Genomic DNA, 18,833 nt, shown 5'->3' with positions numbered 1-18,833 from the left:
TCCATTTGTATATATATCACACAAAATCTAGGAGGAACAAAAAATGAAATTAAGAAAATTATGTGCAGTAGCGTTAGTAGCAACAATCGGAGCAGCAACAGTAGGATCAGCAGCAGCAAGTGCTGACGAAAAGTCACTAGATTCACGAGGCACTGTAGAAGTTGTCGGAGGTAAAATTGATCCAAGTGGTCCAGATAACATCGTCGATCCAGAAAACCCAGAAGGACCTGGGATTGATCCAGAAACACCAGGAGTAATTCCAAATCCAGAAGAAATCAGTAAAGGGATTATTGCTGTATCTGATTTAGATTTTGGTCAAATTACTGTTGGTACTACTTCAGCAAATGCTGCAGCTCTTGAATTATTGGATGGAACAAACACACGTGGTAACATCGTATCATTTGGTGATGTGACTGGTTCATACACTGGGTATACAATTACCGGTGAATTGACAAGCCAATTTACAAACGGCACAACAACGCTTGATGGCGCATCAATCACATACACAAACCCACTATTGGCATCATCAGGAACAGGAACAATTGCAGCAGCAGTTCCGGCATCCGTTGTATTGAGCACAGAAGAAGGTGCACAAACATTTGTTTCTGCAGCAGCTGGCGAAGGAAGCGGTCTATGGACATTGGAATTTGGTCAAAGTGCAACTTCTGAAGCAGGTACTCCTGGAACAGATGCAAACTCTGTGCAATTGGCTATCCCTGCAAGTGTTGCATCTGCAATGACTTTGGATACTTATAATGCAACAGTTACTTGGACAATGGGTGCTACTGCATAATAAAGAACCATTAGTTTTATGTTTTATTGGGGTAAGCTGGTAATTATTTACCAGCTTACTTTTTCAATCAATGTATATACATAGAACACGTCTCTTGTTTTCACTATAAATAAAAATGATGAGGATAATTATAATGAGAAAAGACTTTGGAAAAAAGAATGTAAATAATTTTTTTAAGGTGTTCATCAGTTTCTTTCTGCTGAGTTTCACAGTGGCGGCAACGAACATAACTGCTTGGGGAGCAGAGGAAGCTGCAGAAGGGGAATCCCCTTCTGCAGCAGGTTTTACTTATAGTCTTGAATTTCCGGAAAATCAACTAAACCCGAATCTGGGCTATTATCAGCTAATGATGACCCCTGGTCAGGAACAGACCCTTTCTGTTATTTTTAGTAATCCAGGCTCAGAAGCAATCACTGTCAATCTGGCATTGAATGGCGCCAAAACCAATAAAACAGGGGTTATTGAATATGCCAATCGTGACATTGAAAATGATGCATCATTGGCTTTCGCTTTTGAGGACTTGGTAACGGGTCCTGAATCGGTGGAATTGGCAGCCGGTGAGACAAAGCAAGTGCCGCTTACTGTTAAGATGCCTGAAACCAGCTTTGAAGGAGTCATTGCCGGTGGTCTGCAAATGATGAAGGCGGGGCAGACAGAGGACACAGACTCTAATGGAGGGTCTAAGGTTATCAATCAGTATGCCTATGTGGTGTCCATTCTATTACAAGAGAGTGACACAGAGCTTGTCCCTGATCTTCAGTTTAACCGTGCCTATGGGGGGCAGTTAAACTATCGCAACTCTGTGTACATTAATTTTTCTAATGTGATTGCGGCGTATTTAAATGATTTGACTGTGGAAGCACAGGTGATGAAAAAGGACAGCAATACCGTTTTGTATGAAGCGAAAAAGACTTCTATGCGAATGGCGCCAAACTCCTTTATGGAGTTTCCGGTTAGTATGAATGGGGAGCGAATGGAAGCCGGCTCTTACACGACTCATGTTCTGGCCACTTCTGGGGAACAGCGCTGGGAATGGACGGAAGATTTTGAGATTACAGAGGATGAAGCACAAAAATACAATGAGCGGGATGTCGGTCTGACGCAGGAAACAGGAATCAATTGGCAGCTGATTGCGCTCATTGTGGGCGGCTTTATCGCAGCAGTTGTGGTGATCTTTGGATTGATTACCCTTTTCCGCAAAAAGAAACAACAGAATGGGAAGGGCGCAAAAGGTACGCAGAAAAAACAACCGTCAAAGAATAGTCATACTGGAACGCCCAAGAAGAAAAGACGTTAAAGAAGAGTAGGAGTACTGGAAATGACAATACTTGCTTGGATTATTATGGGAGCTGTGGCTGGAGCGATTATTTTCCTGCTGCTGACCCTTTACTTTTTAGCTCAGATCTTTTTTCAAAGTCAGAAGTTAAAACGATTGCCGAAACGACCGCCTAAGAATAAGAAAAAGCGAAGAAGATGGACGGCTGCCATCGCAAGGTTGAAACAACGACGCAAACGGGCGCTGCTTTTCGTCATTGTTCTATTAATATCGGCTGTTGCTTGTGGAGGCGGCGCAGGCTATGCCAGTTATTATCAGTCGATTAATTTGTCTTCTGATGATTCTGCGTTAATTGTTCGCTCGTATTATTTACTTAGAGATTTCAAAGCAGAATTGACGAAAGCTGCTCAGCAGGAAGAGACAGAAGTAGCTTCACAGCAGAACATTCGCTATTTGGCGACCACCTTGGCGGCTTATTCTACCAAGAAGGCCAGTACTGTGAATACACCGGAGGGGCAATCGGCTCTAAACCGGTACTATGCCTCCTTGTCTGAGCTAGGGGTGAATGCGACCTTGGTGAGCGGAAATTTTTACGGGAATGGTGAATTGGCGGAGGAGTTTTTGGCAGACATTGAGAAGACGATCACCTATGAGACAACTGCTTTTGAGTATTACAAGGTGAACCAGTCCGAGCTTGAGGAAGAAGGAGCCAGTGAGGATGAATGAGTCGAGAATTAAAGCAAAAGAATTCAACCCATCAACGAAGACCCTCCTCCCCTCAAAACACCCCAAGCAATAAAAAAGGGGAAGTCGGGAAGCACCCGTCTGCCAGGAAAAAAAGAAAACGACCGGCACTTGCTTCTGCCAGCCAAAGCCGTTTAGGAAAAGCAAACAGCAGACCGCAGAAAAAGGCTGTTGCAGTGATCGGTCAAAAGAAGCGTTCGAAATCGGTAACCAATGTGTCTTCTAATCAAAAGACATTGGCGAAACGACCGGCTTCAACGAGGAAAAAGAAGCCACGGGAGAGTAAAAGTGCCCCCAAAAGAGTCTTGCGTAAAAAGCGAACCCTGTTACACCGTATGAGAACAGGGGCAGGGGCGCTGTGGGCGGCATTCCTAGCTGCGGTGCTTCTTTTCCTGTTTGTCAGTTCGTTATTTGTTAAAATTACCAAAGTTAACGGCTACAGCATGATGCCGACATTACAGGATAATCATACGGTTCTGGTTCAAAAGACGAAAGCAGTTAACCGGTTTGATCTGGTACTGTTTCGTCGGGGAGAGACGCAGCAGGTTCGCCGAATCATTGGTTTGCCGGAAGAACAGATCAAGTATTCAGAGGATTTTCTTTATGTGAATGGTGAGGTAGTGGATGAGAAATTTATCATTGATGAAATCAATGAAGCCCAAAAAAATGGGGGACAGTACACGGCTGATTTTGATCAGTATGATATCAGCCGGGAAGCGGTCATCCCCAAGAATTGTTATTTGGTTTTAGGAGACAATAGAGAATATGGGTATGACAGTCGAGATTATGGACTGATCGACAGGGAGCAGGTGATAGGGGTTGTTCGCATGCGCTTATTGCCTTTGAATGACTTGACGGCCTTCTGAATTTGGATTTAAATCTGTTAACAATAAAAAATGTACAAGGAAGTTTTTATTGAACTGGACAATGTGACTGTGGGGAAGATTATCGAAGTCACAATGAAAAATAAAGTTGTCAGCAAAATCGTTGTTGGCAGTATGAATATGGGTGGCAGCTTTGACGATAATGGAGAAGCACTGTCAAGGGATGAAACGATTGACAGTCAGGAACATTGGATTCCATGATTTAAGTACAAACATATATTTTAAAGGGGAAGCAGACAGCAGGACTGAGAATAAAATCTCAGTTCTTCTGTCTTTTTTTGCTCTATAATAAATTGGAACTGATCATCTATGCCAGTTTAAGTTCTCTGTTCCTCATTGTGCCTGTTCAGAGGAGCCCTTTACAACCAGTTGGAACGGAATAAAGGTTACTAGAATTCGCTTTGATTCCTTTAATTATTTACCTCTTGTCATGGAACTGGCCAAACAGTGTTATTTTTGTTTGGCTTATACCTGTCATTAGATGTCTCAATCTTATTTTGTTGCTTCTCATTGCTGTATTGCTAAGCATTTTTCTGGGAAGATTGTTGTGTTATTAAAAGAGAAAATTTCTCTTCATCTGATCACTTCTCTCTGTTAAGGTGTCCATTATACAGTCAGCCGTGTTCTTAAAAGTACAGAAGTGTATCTCCTTATATGAAAATGAACCTGTTTACCTTCTGTGTTGATGTTGGATGGATTTTGTACCTATACTTTCCTTGAAGATAACATGAGATCTATCTGTATCAATGGAGAAACCGGAGGAAGAATTAGTTGATCTGCTTCCTTCCTGGAAATTGAAGAACCTCATCCATTGATTTAAGAAATGTCCCGATTCAGAGAAGGTACGTGTTCTAGTCACAGATATGAATATCCACTATTTTCAATTAATTCCACAAGTCTTCTCCAAAGCGAAGTTTATCATTGATCGTTCTCATATTGTTCAACACTTAAATCGCGTGTTTAATACTTTTCGTATCAAAGAGTTTCTCCATTTGAGGCAGGAGAATCACCAATACATAGATTTAGTCAGACTACCATGACTAAGAGCTGTCTCAATGAGATAATATTTTTCTTTTAGACATCTGGTTAGAATGACACTGCCGATACCTCCACCGGTATTAGTAATAATTACTTTTTTATTTTTACTCTATTCACTTTCTTTTTGCAGTTTGTTGTTCAATAGGATAGAAGAATGAATAAGTGGTTAATTTACAAAAAATTTATCTGATTTATCAGCAATTCTAACAGCCTCAATCCAAAAACTGATTATCCAGATATCTGGACATCAGCTCTAAATGATGCATGACTGCTGCTTTACGCATCACGCCCATTCCGGGAAACTTCTGTATGTTTACTGAATCGATCAACAGTTGAATTCCTAAAGTTGGTGTATCCCCGCACAATTTCTTCAACCAGTCAGTAACTTCGTTCATCAGTTCAAAAAATTTGTCTTGTTGAGAAGGGGCTTCTTCGCTGGAAAGAAAATGATGTATCCGAAGTACTCTTCCTTCGAAATAGACAAGATGCAGACTCAATATTGGGGATGGATAACCACCTTCATAATAGATACGGCTGTCAATCGAAAAATCACTAAATCCAACAAATCCACGTTTTTTATAGGACAGATGGGTAGTTGAAAAGAGTTCATCCGGTACTTCCTGGTAGAATATAGTTTTAGGCAGTCGTGTAAACACATCCTGAGACAGAATTTTAGGACCTTTTATCTTTTGGAGCAATCGAAATTCCTCTGGTAAAAGTACAGCTGTCTGATTGTTCAGCCAGTCACTCTCCAATATCGGAGTAGATTCATTTACGATTAATAGCTTAGGTGTTTCATCAAGTGTTTCAATCGGCTGTTTAATAATCAATGCATTGGCAGAGGGTAGCGAATTTAAAAAATCTACCCCTTCAGCAGTCAGGAAATCACCGGACTGAGGGTTTTGGATTAGATAGAAGGGATGTTGGTTTTTTTGGGATTCTGATAAAAGTTTTTTTAAAGCATTGGAATTTTTAACAGGTTCGATAATCGGCAGAATGTTTCTGGATAAACGCTCCTTTTCAAGGAGTGCAGTCAGTGCAAGTAGATCAAATTGCTTGCCGCGAAAATAGGGATAATACATTAGTCTCCCTCCAAAAATCGTTGTTCCAGTTCAAAGTAGGCTTCACGAGTTGCTTCTAGTTCGCTTTTTAAAGCTTCAATTGCCTGATTTTGAATATCTTCTACGAAGCGATCATAGAAATTAACTCCGCCGCCAAACAAATCATAATCCGGCTGTCTTTTCTTTAATTCTTTATAGAGCTGATCTGTTGAAAAGACCCTTAGCCCCCGTGCTGTCTGTTTGGCTTTTCCTACTTCTCTTGCCTGAGCACCGATTAGTCGGAAGAGCAAGGTCTGTTCGTTGACTAGAAGTTTTTGCTTTTGTGGTTTTTTTTCAATAGTAAAATAGCCTGGGAGTGTCAGATTTTCAGCTGGCAGATAGGAGTGGTAAACCATCGCCCCAATATGTCCGGGAATGTCATCTTTTACTTTTTCATAAAGAGCTTCCGGCAGGACAAAATAATTATAGTGTCCCACAAAAGAAAGCTTAGCTTTTGAATGAAAGTCCGCTTTACTTATCTTAAGTTCATAGCAGCGCCACTCAAACTGATTTTCTGAAATCAAACGACAGCTGAGCGTATCAACGATGCCATGATCCTCCGGCATATTGACTTCCTCTATGACAATATCGCCATTTTCACGGCAATAGTAATAAAGAGCTTCTTCCATCTGTATAGTTAATGAAGTTTTCATTTCAAATTCCTTTAAGTTTTTCCTCTACTATAAAACATAAGTTCGTATTTTAAAAGAGGAAACTTTGCATTTAAAGAAAAAGAAATATTCCTGTTCTTCTGAATGACTTCCTAGTTAAAAAGGAAACTAAGACATTTTTTTGTTTTTAACTGCCGCTGCTTGAAATGTCAGCATCTGCTGAGTCAGTGCCTACTTTTTACTAAAAATAAACTGTATATTGTTGATAAACCGTTGGGCCGCCTGCTCTCTAGGAAGTACTTGGATGATAGTTTATATATAGGAAACTTGTTCATTTAATTATGCAATACAGGTTTAACCGAGATAGATTAGTTTGTTTTTTTCAGGAAAATGTTCCCACTTGCTAAGGGAGAATTCAAAATATATTTATCTAAACCTTCCAAATCCTTGATATACAAGTATCCACAAACTGTTCTCATTCTCTTGCTTTGCAATGGTTTGATTGTGTTATATTAGTTAGCGAAGTAAAAATTTGCAATGAGCAGTGTTGAGCTTAAATAGTTGTTATGGCGCTTTTTTTCTGTATTTTTTACTATCAGAACATTCAATGATGGTGAGTCGTTGTCAGGTGGATCAGTTATTTAATTAGTAAGTTTTTCATAGATTCTTTTGAGTTGCCTGCTAAGGTCCGTTTATTTTAGTATGATTATGAATTTACAAAAATAGCAGGTTTGTGATAGTCTTAGAAAGTACGAAAAAAATTTCATCTTATTAAACAGACAAACCTCTCAAATTTTCTTCATATAGTACTTAAAAACGGGGATAATAAGATATTAAAGTAATGTTTGATATAAGTTGAAATATTCTTGTAATGTTAATATTTCTAAATTGACACATGGTTATGTTAGAATTTACGTGTTGCAATTGAGGATTAAATTTAAAAAAATTAATTGGTGAGAATCCGTCGGAGGAATTAAGAGTGAAGAAACGTATATTTGCATCATTATTATTGTGTTCACTGACACTTAGTACGATAGCAGCTCCCAGTATTACTTTAGCAGATAACTTTGATGAAAAAATACAGCAAAAAGACAGTGAAATTTCCAACCTTAAGGAGCAGCAGGGAACAGTTGCTTCTCAGATTGCTTCCTTAGAATCTGATATTTCAGCTATTATTGAAGAAGGTACTGAGCTGAGACAACAACAGTTGGAGCTTGAAAATAAAACACAACAGCTGAAAACTGAAATTGAAGAGTTAAAGGTTCGCATTGAAAAGCGCGAAGAAGCAATCAAAAATCAGGCTCGTGATGTACAGGTCAATGGTCAAAGTACAACAATGATGGATGCTGTTTTGAATGCAAGCTCATTTACAGATGCAATCAGCCGTATTCAGGCAATTTCAACAATTGTCAGCGCCAATAATGACTTGGTAACACAACAAAAAGCAGATAAAGAAGCAGTTGTTGCAAAACAAGATGAGAATGAAAAGAAACTAGCTCAAATTGAAGAAACAAAAGCTGAATTAGAAGTCAAAAAAGAAGATATTGTTGTAAAGCAAGCAGATTTAAACGTTTTGAAGTCTTCTTTGGAATTGGAACAAGCATCAGCTGAGAGTTCAAAATCAGCATTGGTAGAACAAAAAGCAGCAGCAGAAGCAGAACAAGCTCGTGTTGCAGCTGAGAAACAAGCAGCTGAAGAACAAGCGAAAAAAGATGCCGAAGCAGCAGCTCTGGCAGTTGAAGAACAAAAAGCAGCAGCTTCTGCCAAAACAACAGAATCAAGTACAGCTACTTCAGCAACTCAAACCAGTCAGGACAGCGGAACAACGCAATCGCAAGCGCCAAATACTGGAAGCAGTTCAGGAAACAGCGGATCATCAAATTCAGGAACAGGAAATACCGGTAATAATAATTCCGGCGGCGGTACAGTCTCAAACTCTTCTGATCCGACATTGGCAGCATTGAATGCATTGCGCAGCTCACATGGATTGAACCCTGTAAGTTGGGATGCTGGTCTTGCAGCAACAGCAACAGCTCGTGCGGCATTAGTTGAAGGATCTGGTTTCCAAATTCCTTCAGATCACTGGTCAAATGGCTATGAAGTAATCGCTATTATGTTTGCACCAGGTTCAGCAGTAATTAATGCCTGGTATTATGAAACAAACATGACGACTTCAACAGGAAGCGGACACCGCGACTGGGAATTGAATCCAAGCATTACTCGTGTTGGATTTGGCTATAGCGGTAGTGTAATTGTTGGACGTTCAGCATAAAAATGGAATTTTTAAAGACAGTTTCTCTTGAACGGAGAAGCTGTCTTTATTATAGAGCCTGAATAGAGACAATCTCAGGTTCTTTTTTTATTCATTTTGAAAGAAAAGAGAAGGGGCTTGGACAGAGGTAAATACTTGCGGGTGATAGAAATTGCTTTTTTGGGATATACCTTGATGAAAACAACAAGAAAATCTTTGGAATAATCTGCACCTGTTTTTTATATAAAAGAGTATTTTTAAGATATCTGTTTGATATTTTAGGTGTTATTTTTTATTTCATTTCGATTTTTTATTCAGTATTTTGTCAGTCTAAAGACTGATTTTTCACTGTAGTTATTAAGAAAGAAGAATATCCATAGACAAATATTTTTTAATAGGATAGAGTCAATAGTAAATGGTGAAAAGGTCTATCCAATCCCTCAGTCAGAAGGAACTTATTTTGATCGGTATAGAATTAATAATGAGATAATTTTACAAAAAACGAAAGAGATAGTAAACTGGATAACGAACGTTAAAGTTTGTATGCTACCCGCAATATAAATGCTGATTTGACTGATTGGGACATATAGAAACGGAAAAAGTAAGGAAGGAAATTTGAAATTGACTGCTGCAAGGCAGAAGATTTCCGCTTACTTTAGAGATAGTAAAATAGTAAATAAATTTAGAAAAAGATTATGGTGAAAAGTGCTTATGATAAAAATTACAATGTTCTCGCAGGCAGAAAAAGTTAGTGGTCAGGGAGTGGGAAGTGCCTACTCGGAATTAATGAAAACGTTAAAGAAGAATTTCAGCGATACGCTGGAAATAAAGGTAAATACGTATGGAAAATCGGATATTTCGCATTATCATACAATAAATCCAACGTTCTATTTCTCAACTTTTTTCAAAAAATCACGGGGAGTCAGAGTGGGATATGTTCACTTTTTACCTGAAACCCTAGAAGGAAGTATCACTTTGGCCAAACCGTTTAAAGCAGTTTTTGATAAATACCTGATGTCCTTTTACAAGCGTATGGATCAGTTGGTAGTTGTTAACCCTGATTTTATCAACAAGCTGGAAGCATTAGGGGTGTCACGGGAAAAAGTAGCATATATCCCAAATTTTGTCAGCACCGATGTCTTTTTCAAAATGAGTGATACGGATAAGCAGGCATTTAGACGAGATAAACTGATTGAGGAAGAAAAATTTGTGGTATTAGGTGTCGGACAAATTCAGAAGCGAAAAGGTGTAGACGATTTTATTGAACTGGCTAAACGGAATCCGGATATTCAGTTTATCTGGGCTGGCGGCTTCTCATTTGGAAAAATTACTGATGGCTATGATGAATATAAGGAAATTTATGATAATCCCCCTGCCAATCTTTTATTTACAGGAATCATTGATCGGGAAGAGATTGTCGGCTATTACAATATTGCGAATGTATTTCTGCTTCCATCATTCAGTGAGCTGTTTCCTGTAAGTGTTTTGGAAGCATTTAACTGTGAAACGCCGGTTATGCTGAGGCATTTAGATTTATATACAGGCATTTTAGGTGATTCGTATCTGAAAGCGGAAGATGCAGAACAAATGGATCAATTGCTGAAAGAGTACGCTGGAAATCCGGAAAAGCTGGAAGAGTACAGAGTGAGGTCCAAAGAAGCAGCAGCGTATTATTCTGAAGAGCATACTTCAAAAAGATGGTTGGAATATTACAGTCATTTAGTGGGTAAAGAAGTTTTTGAAAATGACTAATTCATCAAGAGACCTATCCTATCAATAAAGGTGTATGAAAGCGTACAAGAAGGACTTGAAAAGGAGATTGTAGAAGCACAGAGCTTCAAGAGCCAAGTAGTAGTATGCAGTATATGCTCCTGCGGTTACTCGTCGCAATTTCAGGCTGTGTAAGTGCTCCTGCGGTTACTGGTCGCAGTTTCAGGCTGTGTAAGTGCTCCTGCGGTTACTGGTCGCAGTTTTAGACTGTATAAGTGTTTTTGCTATTACTGATCGTATGAAAAGACTTGCTTTGATAAATCAATCGCAGCGGTTCCAGAGGAATGAACGACAGGACCAAATAAGAACAGTTCTTTGATTCGCTCTTTCTATGAAACTAGAGTGAATCAGAAAACAATGGAGGAAATGGGTTTTACCAACGCTTTTCCAAATAGACATGTTTGTATCGAGAATCGAACAAGGTCCTTCAATTCTTAATGGCTCTGCCATTTAGAAATTGATGAGATCGAAACGAAGTGCAGTGTAGTGAGACTTGTAGATACAAGAATTTTCTTTAATGTAGGAGCATCTAGTAGAATGGTCTGCGTTGCCAATACGAAGAACGAGACAGCATCCTTTTTTTAATGGAAAGTAGCCTCTGTCCATTTTTTCGAAAATAGTTGCCGCTAGAGTTTTCAGACAGGTCCTAAACAGCGATAAAAATAATCCACCTGTAATATCAGATTTTTGGTTCTGGTATTACAGGTGGATATTTCATTAGAGCGTTTCTTTCAGCTATTCGTCTTTAAAGTGAATCAGCTGGACTGGCGAACAATCAGCTCAGTTCCAACAGTGATCTTTCTTGGAACAGGAGCACGTTCCCGAATCAGCTGATCCATTGTTTCAATGGCCAGTTCACCCATCCATTCTGTATAAACCTTTACAGTTGTCAATGCAGGTGAAACATATTTCGCTACACTGACATCATTAAATCCAATAACAGAGATTTCTTCTGGAATGCGCAAACCTGCTTCCTGAAAGGCTTTTAAAGCACCGATTGCCAATGCATCACTTGAGGCAAACAAAGCTTCCGGATATTCAGAATGTGTCTCCAAAAATTTTTTAGTTTGTTTATATCCATCATCCAAAGAAAAATCTGCAGAGATAATCAGTTGCTCATCAAATAATTCTGCTGCTTCAAGATTTGATTTCAAATACTGGAAGCGGGGATCTTCAACACGCGTTTTGTTGCCTTTTGTGAATTCAACACCTGTCAAACAACCAATTTTTTTATACCCTGCTTTCATAAAGTGGTTGAATACCAAGTCCATTCCCTGAGAAAAATCGACAACAATTGAATTGTGACCATAGGTGATTCCGTCAAAGTCGACAAATAGCAGTTCACCATCCAGCGAAGCCAATTCCTTAATCTGATCGTTATCGAATTTTCCAAGAGCAATCGTCCCATCGGCAGTTCGTTCAGATAATGTGTCGAAGGATTCCTTGATTAGCTGAATGTTCGCTTCTTCTGCTCTCTTCTCGATTCCCAGTCGTATAGAAAGATAATAGATATCTTCCAGTTCTTCCTGATCACTGAACCATTGAATTAAGCGAACTGTTTGACTGCTTGCCCGCTGATTCTTTTTATACTTGGTATAGTTCAATTCTTCTGCTGCTTCAAAAATTTTTTTCTTGGTTTCCAGTGCAACAGAGAGTTCGGTATCGTAATTCAATACTCTGGAAACAGTTGCTGGAGATACTCCGGCAAGCTGTGCAATATCTTTAATTGTAGCCATCGTATCAACCTCTCTTTATAAATAATTAATGAATCGCTGAAAGGCTTCCTGACCTTCCGTATCTCTTTTAAAAACCCCAGCGTCAATTAGTACTTGCTCAAAAATATGTCCGATAGAGTTTTCGATAACAGAGCGAACGGTTTCAGCAGTGAAATTTTGCTCCTTCAGCTGATTTGCCCAATCCAAATGTCGATCATTGATTATATTTGGTTTATTCAGTAAATAGTTTTCAACCTCTTTTATTTCATCTGCCAGACGGGGAGGAAGAATGGCCAGTCCCATTACTTCGATTAAACCAATATTTTCTTTTTTGATATGCTGCACATTTTTATGAGGATGGAAAATACCATCCGGATGATCCTCTGACGTATTATTATCTCTCAAAACCAGATCAAGCTCGAACAGCTCTCCATTACGTCGTGCAATTGGTGTGATAGTATGATGCGGAGTTCCGTCTTCTGAATAAGCTGAGACCCTTACTGTCGGATCAGAATAACTTCTCCATTTTTCTAAAATCATAACAGAGGCTTGAATCAGGTCTTCCTGCGAGCGGCTGCTTAGTCGAATAACAGACATTGGCCACTTTACGATTCCAGCATGGATTTGCTCGAATCCGGGAACTATAAATTTCTGTTCAACAGAGGCTTTGGCCATTGGAAATGTGTGGCGGCCTGCCTGATAATGATCGTGTGACAGAATGGAGCCGCCGACAATTGGCAAGTCGGCATTTGAGCCAACAAAATAGTGAGGCAGTACCTCTGTGATGTTTAACAGCCGCTGAAATGTTTTTTCATTGATGAGCATTGGTCGATGCTCTTCCGACAGAATAATCGAGTGTTCGTTATAATATGCATAGGGTGAATACTGAAAGCCCCATTTTTCGTCGGCAATATCCATTCGAATAATCCGATGGTTGGTGCGGGCAGGGTAATTCAGTCTGCCCTGATAGCCTTCATTTTCCATACACAGCATACATTTTGGAAAGGCAATGCTTGGCGCATTTCTTTCCGCTTCAATCTGCTTAGGATCTTTTTCGGGTTTGGAAAGATTGATTGTAATTTCCAAAGTACCGTAATCTGTCTCAACAGGGAAATAAAGGTTTTGAGCAATCGCTTTTGTTTTAATGTAGTTGTTTTCCTGACAAAGCCTGTAAAAATAGCTCGTTGCTTTTTCGGGTGATTCGTCATACAAGGTTGAAAAAAATTTATTTACAGCAGAGGGGGAGGGCGTCAGCAAATCCATCAGCTGAGCCTCCAGAATATCTGTTTCTGCCTGTAAATCCCCAATTACCTGGTTCTCCTGAGCTTTGGCAAGCAGCAGCTCAACCAGCTCCAAAGCAGATTGTTCAACGTTTCTGACAGAGGTGTTCTCCATCATTTCTTCACCGATTAAGCATAAAACTTTGTTTTCCAAATAGAGGCGGTCTATTTCTTCCCATTCTCCGGATTGGATAACAAGTGTTGTAAAATCTGTAACAGTCTGACTCACTAACACTCTTTTTCCTCCTAATCCTGATATCCATTAGGATGACTGTGATGCCACTCCCAAGCCGTTTTAATAATTTCGTTAATATCTGTATATTTCGGCTGCCACCCCAAAATTTCCTGTGCTTTTTTGCTGGATGCAACCAGACGGCTGGGATCTCCTGCTCGGCGTGGTACAACAGTCGCCGGAATTGCTTTTCCAGTAACTTTTTCTGCCGCTGTCAGCATTTCCTTAACAGAGTAGCCGTGGTTGCTGCCAAGATTGAAGACAGAGCTGTCTTTACCGTTTTCCAGATAATTCAGAGCCAGCTGATGTGCTTTAGCTAAATCTTCTACATGAACATAGTCGCGAATACAAGTACCGTCTGGTGTATCATAATCATCTCCAAAAATTTGCAGATGCGGCCGCTGTCCCAACGCTGTCTGAAGAATGATTGGAACTAGGTGACTTTCAGGCGTGTGATCTTCTCCAATAGAAGCGTCGGATTTTGCCCCGGCAACATTGAAATAGCGCAGAGCCACATACTTCAGACCATAGGCGTTGTCGCACCATTTAATCATTTTTTCCATAATCAGCTTGCTTTCACCGTATGGATTCTTTGGATCAGTCCGGGTAGTTTCATCGATTGGTGTAACTTCAGGTTCGCCATAAGTTGCTGCCGTACTGGAAAAAACAATGTATTTGACATTAAACTCAACCATTGTTTCCAGAAGTACCTGCATACCATAAACATTGTTGTTGAAGTAAAGCAGCGGCTTTTCAACAGATTCTCCAACCAGAGAGCTTGCAGCAAAATGGACAACGCTGTCGATCTTTTCATTTTGAAAGACACTTTGTAAAAAAGCTTTATCTCTGATGTCTCCCTGATAAAAGGCTGCCTCTGGATGAACAGCTTTTCGGTGACCAGTAGCCAAATTATCGACAACAACGACCTTCTGTCCTTCATTAATAAATAAATCTACTGCGTGAGAACCGATATATCCGGCTCCCCCTAAAATTAATATTGTCATTTGATTTCCTCAATTCTTCATTTTTTAGACTCTCCAGATCATTTTACCAGTTTTCCGGCACCATCGGCAATTTCTGCCGGATAAAAATCAGCTGCATAGCCAATTGCTTCTTTATACCTGTAACTGACTGCAGCTTGAAAGGCTTCAACAGCTTCTTTTTTCACTAAAGCAATAGCACAACCCCCGAAACCAGCACCTGTCATCCGGGCGCCCAAAACATTTGGTTGCTTTTGTGCAAAGTTAACCAGTGTGTCCAGCTCGATACCAGTTACTTCATAATCTTCCTGTAATGAACGGTGGGAATCATTCAGCAGCAGACCAAAAGCTTCCAGATCTCCAGCCTGCAGTGCTGCTTTTGCTTTTAATGTTCGCTGATTTTCAGTCACTGCATGTCGTGCCCGTTTTATCAGAACAGGATCTTCAATTAAAGATTGATGTCGATTAAACTGCTCTTCTGTCAGCTCACCTAAAGATTGTATCTCAAGTATTGTCTGCAGCCGATGCAGTGCTTCTTCACATTCAGCTCGTCGTTCATTGTATTTTGAGTCAGCCAGTTCTCTTCGTTTATTTGTATTCATGATGACAATCGTATATTCTCCGAATGCAGCTGGTACTAATTCATACTTCAATGTATTGGTATCCAGCAGAATTGCGTGATCCTTTTTCCCCATACCGATGGCAAACTGATCCATGATACCAGAATTTACACCAATGAATTCATTTTCCACTCGCTTGCCGATTTTAACCAAGTCCAGTGTTTCCTGCTGCAGTTTGAACAGGTCGTTAAAGATAACTCCTGTAAGCAGCTCAATGGAAGCCGAAGAGGAAAGTCCCGCACCATTTGGGATGGTTCCATAAAAAAGAATGTCTGCACCAGATTCGATTTTTGCCCCGGCTTCAATTAAATACTTGATCACTCCTTTAGGGTAATTTGCCCAATCGTGTTCTTGATTGTAGGAAAGGTCATCCAGTGAAAAAGTGATGGTTCCTTTTTCCGGGAAATTTTCAGAGTACATGCGAACGGTTTGATCGTCCCTTTTTTCAGCAATTCCATAGGTACCAATACTGATTGCAGCAGGGAAGACATGACCGCCATTATAATCTGTGTGTTCACCGATTAAATTAATTCTTCCAGGTGCAAAATAGCTGCTGCTGCTCTCTGTCTCAAAAATTGTGTTAAATTTTTTCTCTAAGCTCTTTTCCATTTTTTCACCTCGTGGTAAAATATTTAGTAAATATATTATAAAACGTTTACTAAAGAATTTCAATGATAAATTGAAAGGGGTTTCCAGATTACAAGATACTTTTCTGTTTTTACAGCTGACTTAGTGCCATTTAAAGAAATTTCATGTAAAATGGTTGTTATAGATTATGCATGTAAAAGAACGGAAGATCGTCGAGAAAGGAAGAAATGAATAATGAAACTGACACAAAAACCGTTTGGCAACGGAGCGACACTTTATTCTCTTGAAAATGGAAAGGGTGTTATTATGGAGATTACGGATTTAGGAGCCCGGATTGTTCGGCTTCTTGTTCCGATAGGAGAAGAAAAACGAAATATCGTTTTGGGCTTTGATTCAGCAGAGGAATATGAAGAAAAAGATTTGTATTTTGGTGCAACAATCGGTCGAGTAGCTGGCCGAATACTAAATGGAACATTTACTATGGATGGTAAAACCGTTCAAATAGAACGGGCAGAAGACCAGCTGCATACGTTACATGGCGGAATACTGGGATTTGAAGCGAAAACATGGCTTGCTGAGACAAAGGAAGAAGAGTCAAAGGCATCTGTTACATTTTCTTTGGTGAGCCCAGCTGGTGAGAATGGTTTTCCGGGAGAACTGGCGGTTTCAGTGACCTATAGTCTGAATGAAGAAAATGAGTGGGAAGTTGTCTATCATGCTAAAACAACGCAGCCAACATTGTTTAACCCAACTAATCATGTGTATTTTAATCTGTTGGGCGATCCTGCCGCAGTTATTGATGACCACGAATTAATGGTTCGAGCGGAAGAATATGCTCCAGTGAACGAGGATATAACAGTTAAAGGAGAGCGTGTTTCTGTAGAAGGAACGGCGTTTGATTTTCGAAAGGGGAAAAAGCTGGCAGAAGCATTTAACAGTGAGGATCAGCAAATTATTCAAACAAAGGGAATGGATCATCCATTCTTTTTGAAAAAAGAGAGCAGCAAAGAGCCAAATGCGACTTTGATCAGTCCCGATAATAGGATTGAAGTAGAGGTGTTCACGGATCGTTCGGCAGTCGTTATTTTTACAGCAAACTTCTCCGGAGAAGGGCCGATAATGCAAGGCGAAAAAATGGTGGATCATGGAGGTATTACTTTTGAGACTCAGGAGGCACCGGGGGCAGAGCATTTCTCTGAATTTGGTGATATTACTTTGAGACCGGAGAAGGCGTACTATTCATCCACAATCTACAAAATAAAGACAACAGAATAAGTCTTTCAGGAAATGTTTAATTGAATCAGCTGAATAAACAAAAAAACATACTAAGATTAGTGGGTAAGATATTCAACAGAATATCTTACCCACTATTTTCTGTTTTCTGCAGTATCAGCCACAGTTGTGTCCTGAAGTGTTTCCTGTGAATTAAAGGCGATCTCATAGACTGGTGCAACTTTTCTTGTCAGTTTCTGTAAATTTTGCAGCAGAAGTAAAATCCAGCTGAATGCCAGAAAGAAGGCGATCAGTTCGAAGGCAGTCAGAGAGAGATAACCAATATTTTTGAACAGAACATTGGCGATAAGCAGTACGGCTGCAATCATATACGAGATTCCCAGAAATTCTCTGGAAATAGCTGGCAGGAGCCAGCGAATACTGATAATCAAAATAATAATCATGTAAACAAGATAGTTTGCAGCCTGATTGTGCAGCTCATGAAGTCGTCCGTTTCCATTGTTGGGAAAGAAACCAACAGCACCCAAATCAATTGCCGTCAATGTCAGTAAAATACGCAAAATGGTCAGTTGAATATTTTTAGTCATTGATTTTTGCAGGGAAACAAAGAGATAGTCAATCAGTGCGATCATCAGCAATGCAGAAATAATCAGCGTTAGATTAAATTGCCAGCTGCTGTTGGCATTGCTGGTTCCTAAAAAGCTGAAATTGTACTGCCACCACTGAAGCTGTCCATTTGCAGCCATTGACATCAATACACCGCCGATGATGACGGAGATCAGCAGAGTTGTGATCAGTGCTGGTGAGATAGCCAGTGCAAAATAAATCATCAGGTAATTGATCATTCCAACAAACACAAAAAAGATAAATGTCGCTGTTAAAAGATCAAAGCTGGCTCCTTCAAAAAGAATTCCCAAAAGCCAGAAAAATCCCAGTAAAACCAATGCAAGAATGATCACAAAAGAAATTAGTATGGTGAGGAAGTTTCGCCAGTAAATGTCTTTAAATGAAAAAAGCTGTTTTCTTTTCCCTTTAACAAAAAAAATAATAAAGGAGCATATGCCGCTTAAAAGTCCCAAAATAAGAACTGAAGCAGCAATGGAAATACGCCCTGTAAGCAAGAGGTGGGACCGTCCCTGTTCATAAAAAAAGCCGAAAAAGATCACGCTGACCAGTAAAGACGGAATTAAAAACCAGCGAAGTGAAACAGCTTGTCTTTCTGTTTTTGTACGTTTCGGTTCAATAATTATTTTCTTGTTTTCAATTTTTATCTGAAGCGGTTCTTCTTCCTTCAGCTGCAGTTCCTGAACTACTTCTTCAGGTAGCTGTATGGTGTAATGAGGTTTTTTCATGTATATAACTCCTTGTGTGAACATAAGTTGTTTGTAATCAAGTACTTTTCATTGATGTGTAGAGACTATCCTCTTTGGTTGCTTCACTCGAAGAACAACGATATTCTGGATATACTCATTATAGTATTTGTTGTTTTATTCTCTCAGACTGTCAGAGTAATTACAAGCGACAATAGACAGAGAGGGGGATAAATTCTGTTGATATGCAGAACAAAGCCCGCAAAATTTCGACAAAAAAATTTTAAGATAAAGGAGACAATACCGACAGAGGAATATAAGCTACTTATTTCCATTTCAAATTGAAAAAGAGACTGTTTTAAATAAAACGGTTTCAAGTTATCTTATGACTATACGAGGAGGAAAAAC

The 18,833-nt window shown here is 39.6% G+C and carries 15 protein-coding genes and 1 pseudogene; 9 read left to right on the top strand and 7 right to left on the bottom strand.

The features are described 5' to 3' along the window. Positions 1-43: 43 nt before the first annotated feature. The 6 genes and pseudogenes from LI951_RS10830 to LI951_RS15420 form a co-directional block, all read left to right on the top strand. Positions 44-793, top strand: coding sequence for a WxL domain-containing protein (locus tag LI951_RS10830; protein ID WP_202069435.1), 750 nt, complete (start codon positions 44-46; stop codon positions 791-793). A gap of 133 nt (positions 794-926) precedes the next feature. Continuing rightward, positions 927-2,090 (top strand): DUF916 and DUF3324 domain-containing protein, encoded by a 1,164-nt coding sequence (locus LI951_RS10825; RefSeq protein ID WP_229442145.1) that lies wholly within the window; start codon positions 927-929, stop codon positions 2,088-2,090. Positions 2,091-2,111: 21 nt separating this feature from the next. Beyond that, a complete protein-coding gene (locus LI951_RS10820; RefSeq protein ID WP_229442144.1) occupies positions 2,112-2,795 on the top strand; it encodes a hypothetical protein in 684 nt (227 codons plus the stop codon). Continuing rightward, the gene (gene lepB / locus LI951_RS10815; RefSeq protein WP_229442143.1) at positions 2,792-3,679 is read left to right on the top strand and encodes a signal peptidase I; all 888 of its coding nucleotides are present in this window, start codon (positions 2,792-2,794) and stop codon (positions 3,677-3,679) included. Before LI951_RS10820 ends, lepB begins: the two co-directional genes overlap by 4 nt. Positions 3,680-3,709: 30 nt before the next feature. Further along, positions 3,710-3,898, top strand: a complete 189-nt coding sequence (locus tag LI951_RS10810; protein ID WP_229442142.1) for a hypothetical protein — start codon at positions 3,710-3,712, stop codon at positions 3,896-3,898. A 641-nt stretch (positions 3,899-4,539) separates the two neighbouring features. Then, positions 4,540-4,737: pseudogene (locus tag LI951_RS15420) on the top strand (transposase); the annotation flags it as partial. A gap of 210 nt (positions 4,738-4,947) precedes the next feature. Here the strand turns inward: LI951_RS15420 and LI951_RS10805 are convergent. Together LI951_RS10805 and LI951_RS10800 are read right to left on the bottom strand one after the other, a co-directional pair. Beyond that, complete coding sequence (locus LI951_RS10805; RefSeq protein ID WP_229442141.1) at positions 4,948-5,817, bottom strand: sce7725 family protein; 870 nt, start codon at positions 5,815-5,817, stop codon at positions 4,948-4,950. Then, positions 5,817-6,488: a hypothetical protein gene (locus tag LI951_RS10800; protein ID WP_229442140.1), complete on the bottom strand. Its 672-nt coding sequence runs from the start codon at positions 6,486-6,488 to the stop codon at positions 5,817-5,819. The genes LI951_RS10805 and LI951_RS10800 overlap by 1 nt, the downstream gene beginning before the upstream one ends. A 937-nt stretch (positions 6,489-7,425) precedes the next feature. On the opposite strand from LI951_RS10800, the gene LI951_RS10795 reads away from it, so the two are divergent. Beyond that, complete coding sequence (locus tag LI951_RS10795; protein WP_202067097.1) at positions 7,426-8,718, top strand: CAP domain-containing protein; 1,293 nt, start codon at positions 7,426-7,428, stop codon at positions 8,716-8,718. A gap of 690 nt (positions 8,719-9,408) precedes the next feature. Beyond that, positions 9,409-10,449, top strand: a complete 1,041-nt coding sequence (locus LI951_RS10790; RefSeq protein ID WP_202067096.1) for a glycosyltransferase family 4 protein — start codon at positions 9,409-9,411, stop codon at positions 10,447-10,449. Positions 10,450-11,222: 773 nt separating this feature from the next. Here the strand turns inward: LI951_RS10790 and LI951_RS10785 are convergent. From LI951_RS10785 to LI951_RS10770, 4 genes are read right to left on the bottom strand one after another with little or no spacing between them, the layout of a single operon-like run. Further along, complete coding sequence (locus LI951_RS10785; RefSeq protein WP_229442139.1) at positions 11,223-12,203, bottom strand: LacI family DNA-binding transcriptional regulator; 981 nt, start codon at positions 12,201-12,203, stop codon at positions 11,223-11,225. Positions 12,204-12,218: 15 nt separating this feature from the next. Beyond that, entirely contained in the window at positions 12,219-13,697 is a 1,479-nt protein-coding gene (galT, locus tag LI951_RS10780; RefSeq protein WP_229442138.1) for a UDP-glucose--hexose-1-phosphate uridylyltransferase, read from the bottom strand. Between the two features lie 11 nt (positions 13,698-13,708). After that, positions 13,709-14,698, bottom strand: a complete 990-nt coding sequence (galE, locus tag LI951_RS10775) for a UDP-glucose 4-epimerase GalE (protein ID WP_202067093.1) — start codon at positions 14,696-14,698, stop codon at positions 13,709-13,711. Positions 14,699-14,736: 38 nt separating this feature from the next. Further along, positions 14,737-15,903, bottom strand: a complete 1,167-nt coding sequence (locus tag LI951_RS10770) for a galactokinase (RefSeq protein ID WP_229442137.1) — start codon at positions 15,901-15,903, stop codon at positions 14,737-14,739. 213 nt (positions 15,904-16,116) lie between these two features. On the opposite strand from LI951_RS10770, the gene LI951_RS10765 reads away from it, so the two are divergent. Continuing rightward, the gene (locus LI951_RS10765; protein WP_202067091.1) at positions 16,117-17,157 is read left to right on the top strand and encodes an aldose epimerase family protein; all 1,041 of its coding nucleotides are present in this window, start codon (positions 16,117-16,119) and stop codon (positions 17,155-17,157) included. 92 nt (positions 17,158-17,249) lie between these two features. Here the strand turns inward: LI951_RS10765 and LI951_RS10760 are convergent, their stop codons facing one another. Next, positions 17,250-18,467 (bottom strand): DUF998 domain-containing protein, encoded by a 1,218-nt coding sequence (locus LI951_RS10760; RefSeq protein ID WP_229442136.1) that lies wholly within the window; start codon positions 18,465-18,467, stop codon positions 17,250-17,252. Positions 18,468-18,833 lie beyond the last annotated feature (366 nt).

Origin of the sequence: Enterococcus sp. BWT-B8, from assembly GCF_020567625.1 — a bacterium.
GTDB lineage: Bacteria > Bacillota > Bacilli > Lactobacillales > Enterococcaceae > Enterococcus_L.
The sequence above is the reverse complement of the archived record's forward strand: the minus strand, read 5'-3'. Positions and strand labels throughout refer to the sequence as shown.

Bases quoted from the DNA above. Each gene is read 5' to 3' on its own strand.
- LI951_RS10805 (WP_229442141.1), bottom strand. From the start codon at position 5,817: ATGTATTATCCCTATTTTCGCGGCAAGCAATTTGATCTACTTGCACTG.
- LI951_RS10820 (WP_229442144.1), top strand. From the start codon at position 2,112: ATGACAATACTTGCTTGGATTATTATGGGAGCTGTGGCTGGAGCGATT.
- LI951_RS10790 (WP_202067096.1), top strand. From the start codon at position 9,409: ATGATAAAAATTACAATGTTCTCGCAGGCAGAAAAAGTTAGTGGTCAG.
- LI951_RS10830 (WP_202069435.1), top strand. From the start codon at position 44: ATGAAATTAAGAAAATTATGTGCAGTAGCGTTAGTAGCAACAATCGGA.
- LI951_RS10825 (WP_229442145.1), top strand. From the start codon at position 927: ATGAGAAAAGACTTTGGAAAAAAGAATGTAAATAATTTTTTTAAGGTG.
- LI951_RS10800 (WP_229442140.1), bottom strand. From the start codon at position 6,488: ATGAAAACTTCATTAACTATACAGATGGAAGAAGCTCTTTATTACTAT.
- galE (WP_202067093.1), bottom strand. From the start codon at position 14,698: ATGACAATATTAATTTTAGGGGGAGCCGGATATATCGGTTCTCACGCA.
- LI951_RS10785 (WP_229442139.1), bottom strand. From the start codon at position 12,203: ATGGCTACAATTAAAGATATTGCACAGCTTGCCGGAGTATCTCCAGCA.
- LI951_RS10810 (WP_229442142.1), top strand. From the start codon at position 3,710: ATGTACAAGGAAGTTTTTATTGAACTGGACAATGTGACTGTGGGGAAG.
- LI951_RS10770 (WP_229442137.1), bottom strand. From the start codon at position 15,903: ATGGAAAAGAGCTTAGAGAAAAAATTTAACACAATTTTTGAGACAGAG.
- lepB (WP_229442143.1), top strand. From the start codon at position 2,792: ATGAGTCGAGAATTAAAGCAAAAGAATTCAACCCATCAACGAAGACCC.
- LI951_RS10760 (WP_229442136.1), bottom strand. From the start codon at position 18,467: ATGAAAAAACCTCATTACACCATACAGCTACCTGAAGAAGTAGTTCAG.
- LI951_RS10765 (WP_202067091.1), top strand. From the start codon at position 16,117: ATGAAACTGACACAAAAACCGTTTGGCAACGGAGCGACACTTTATTCT.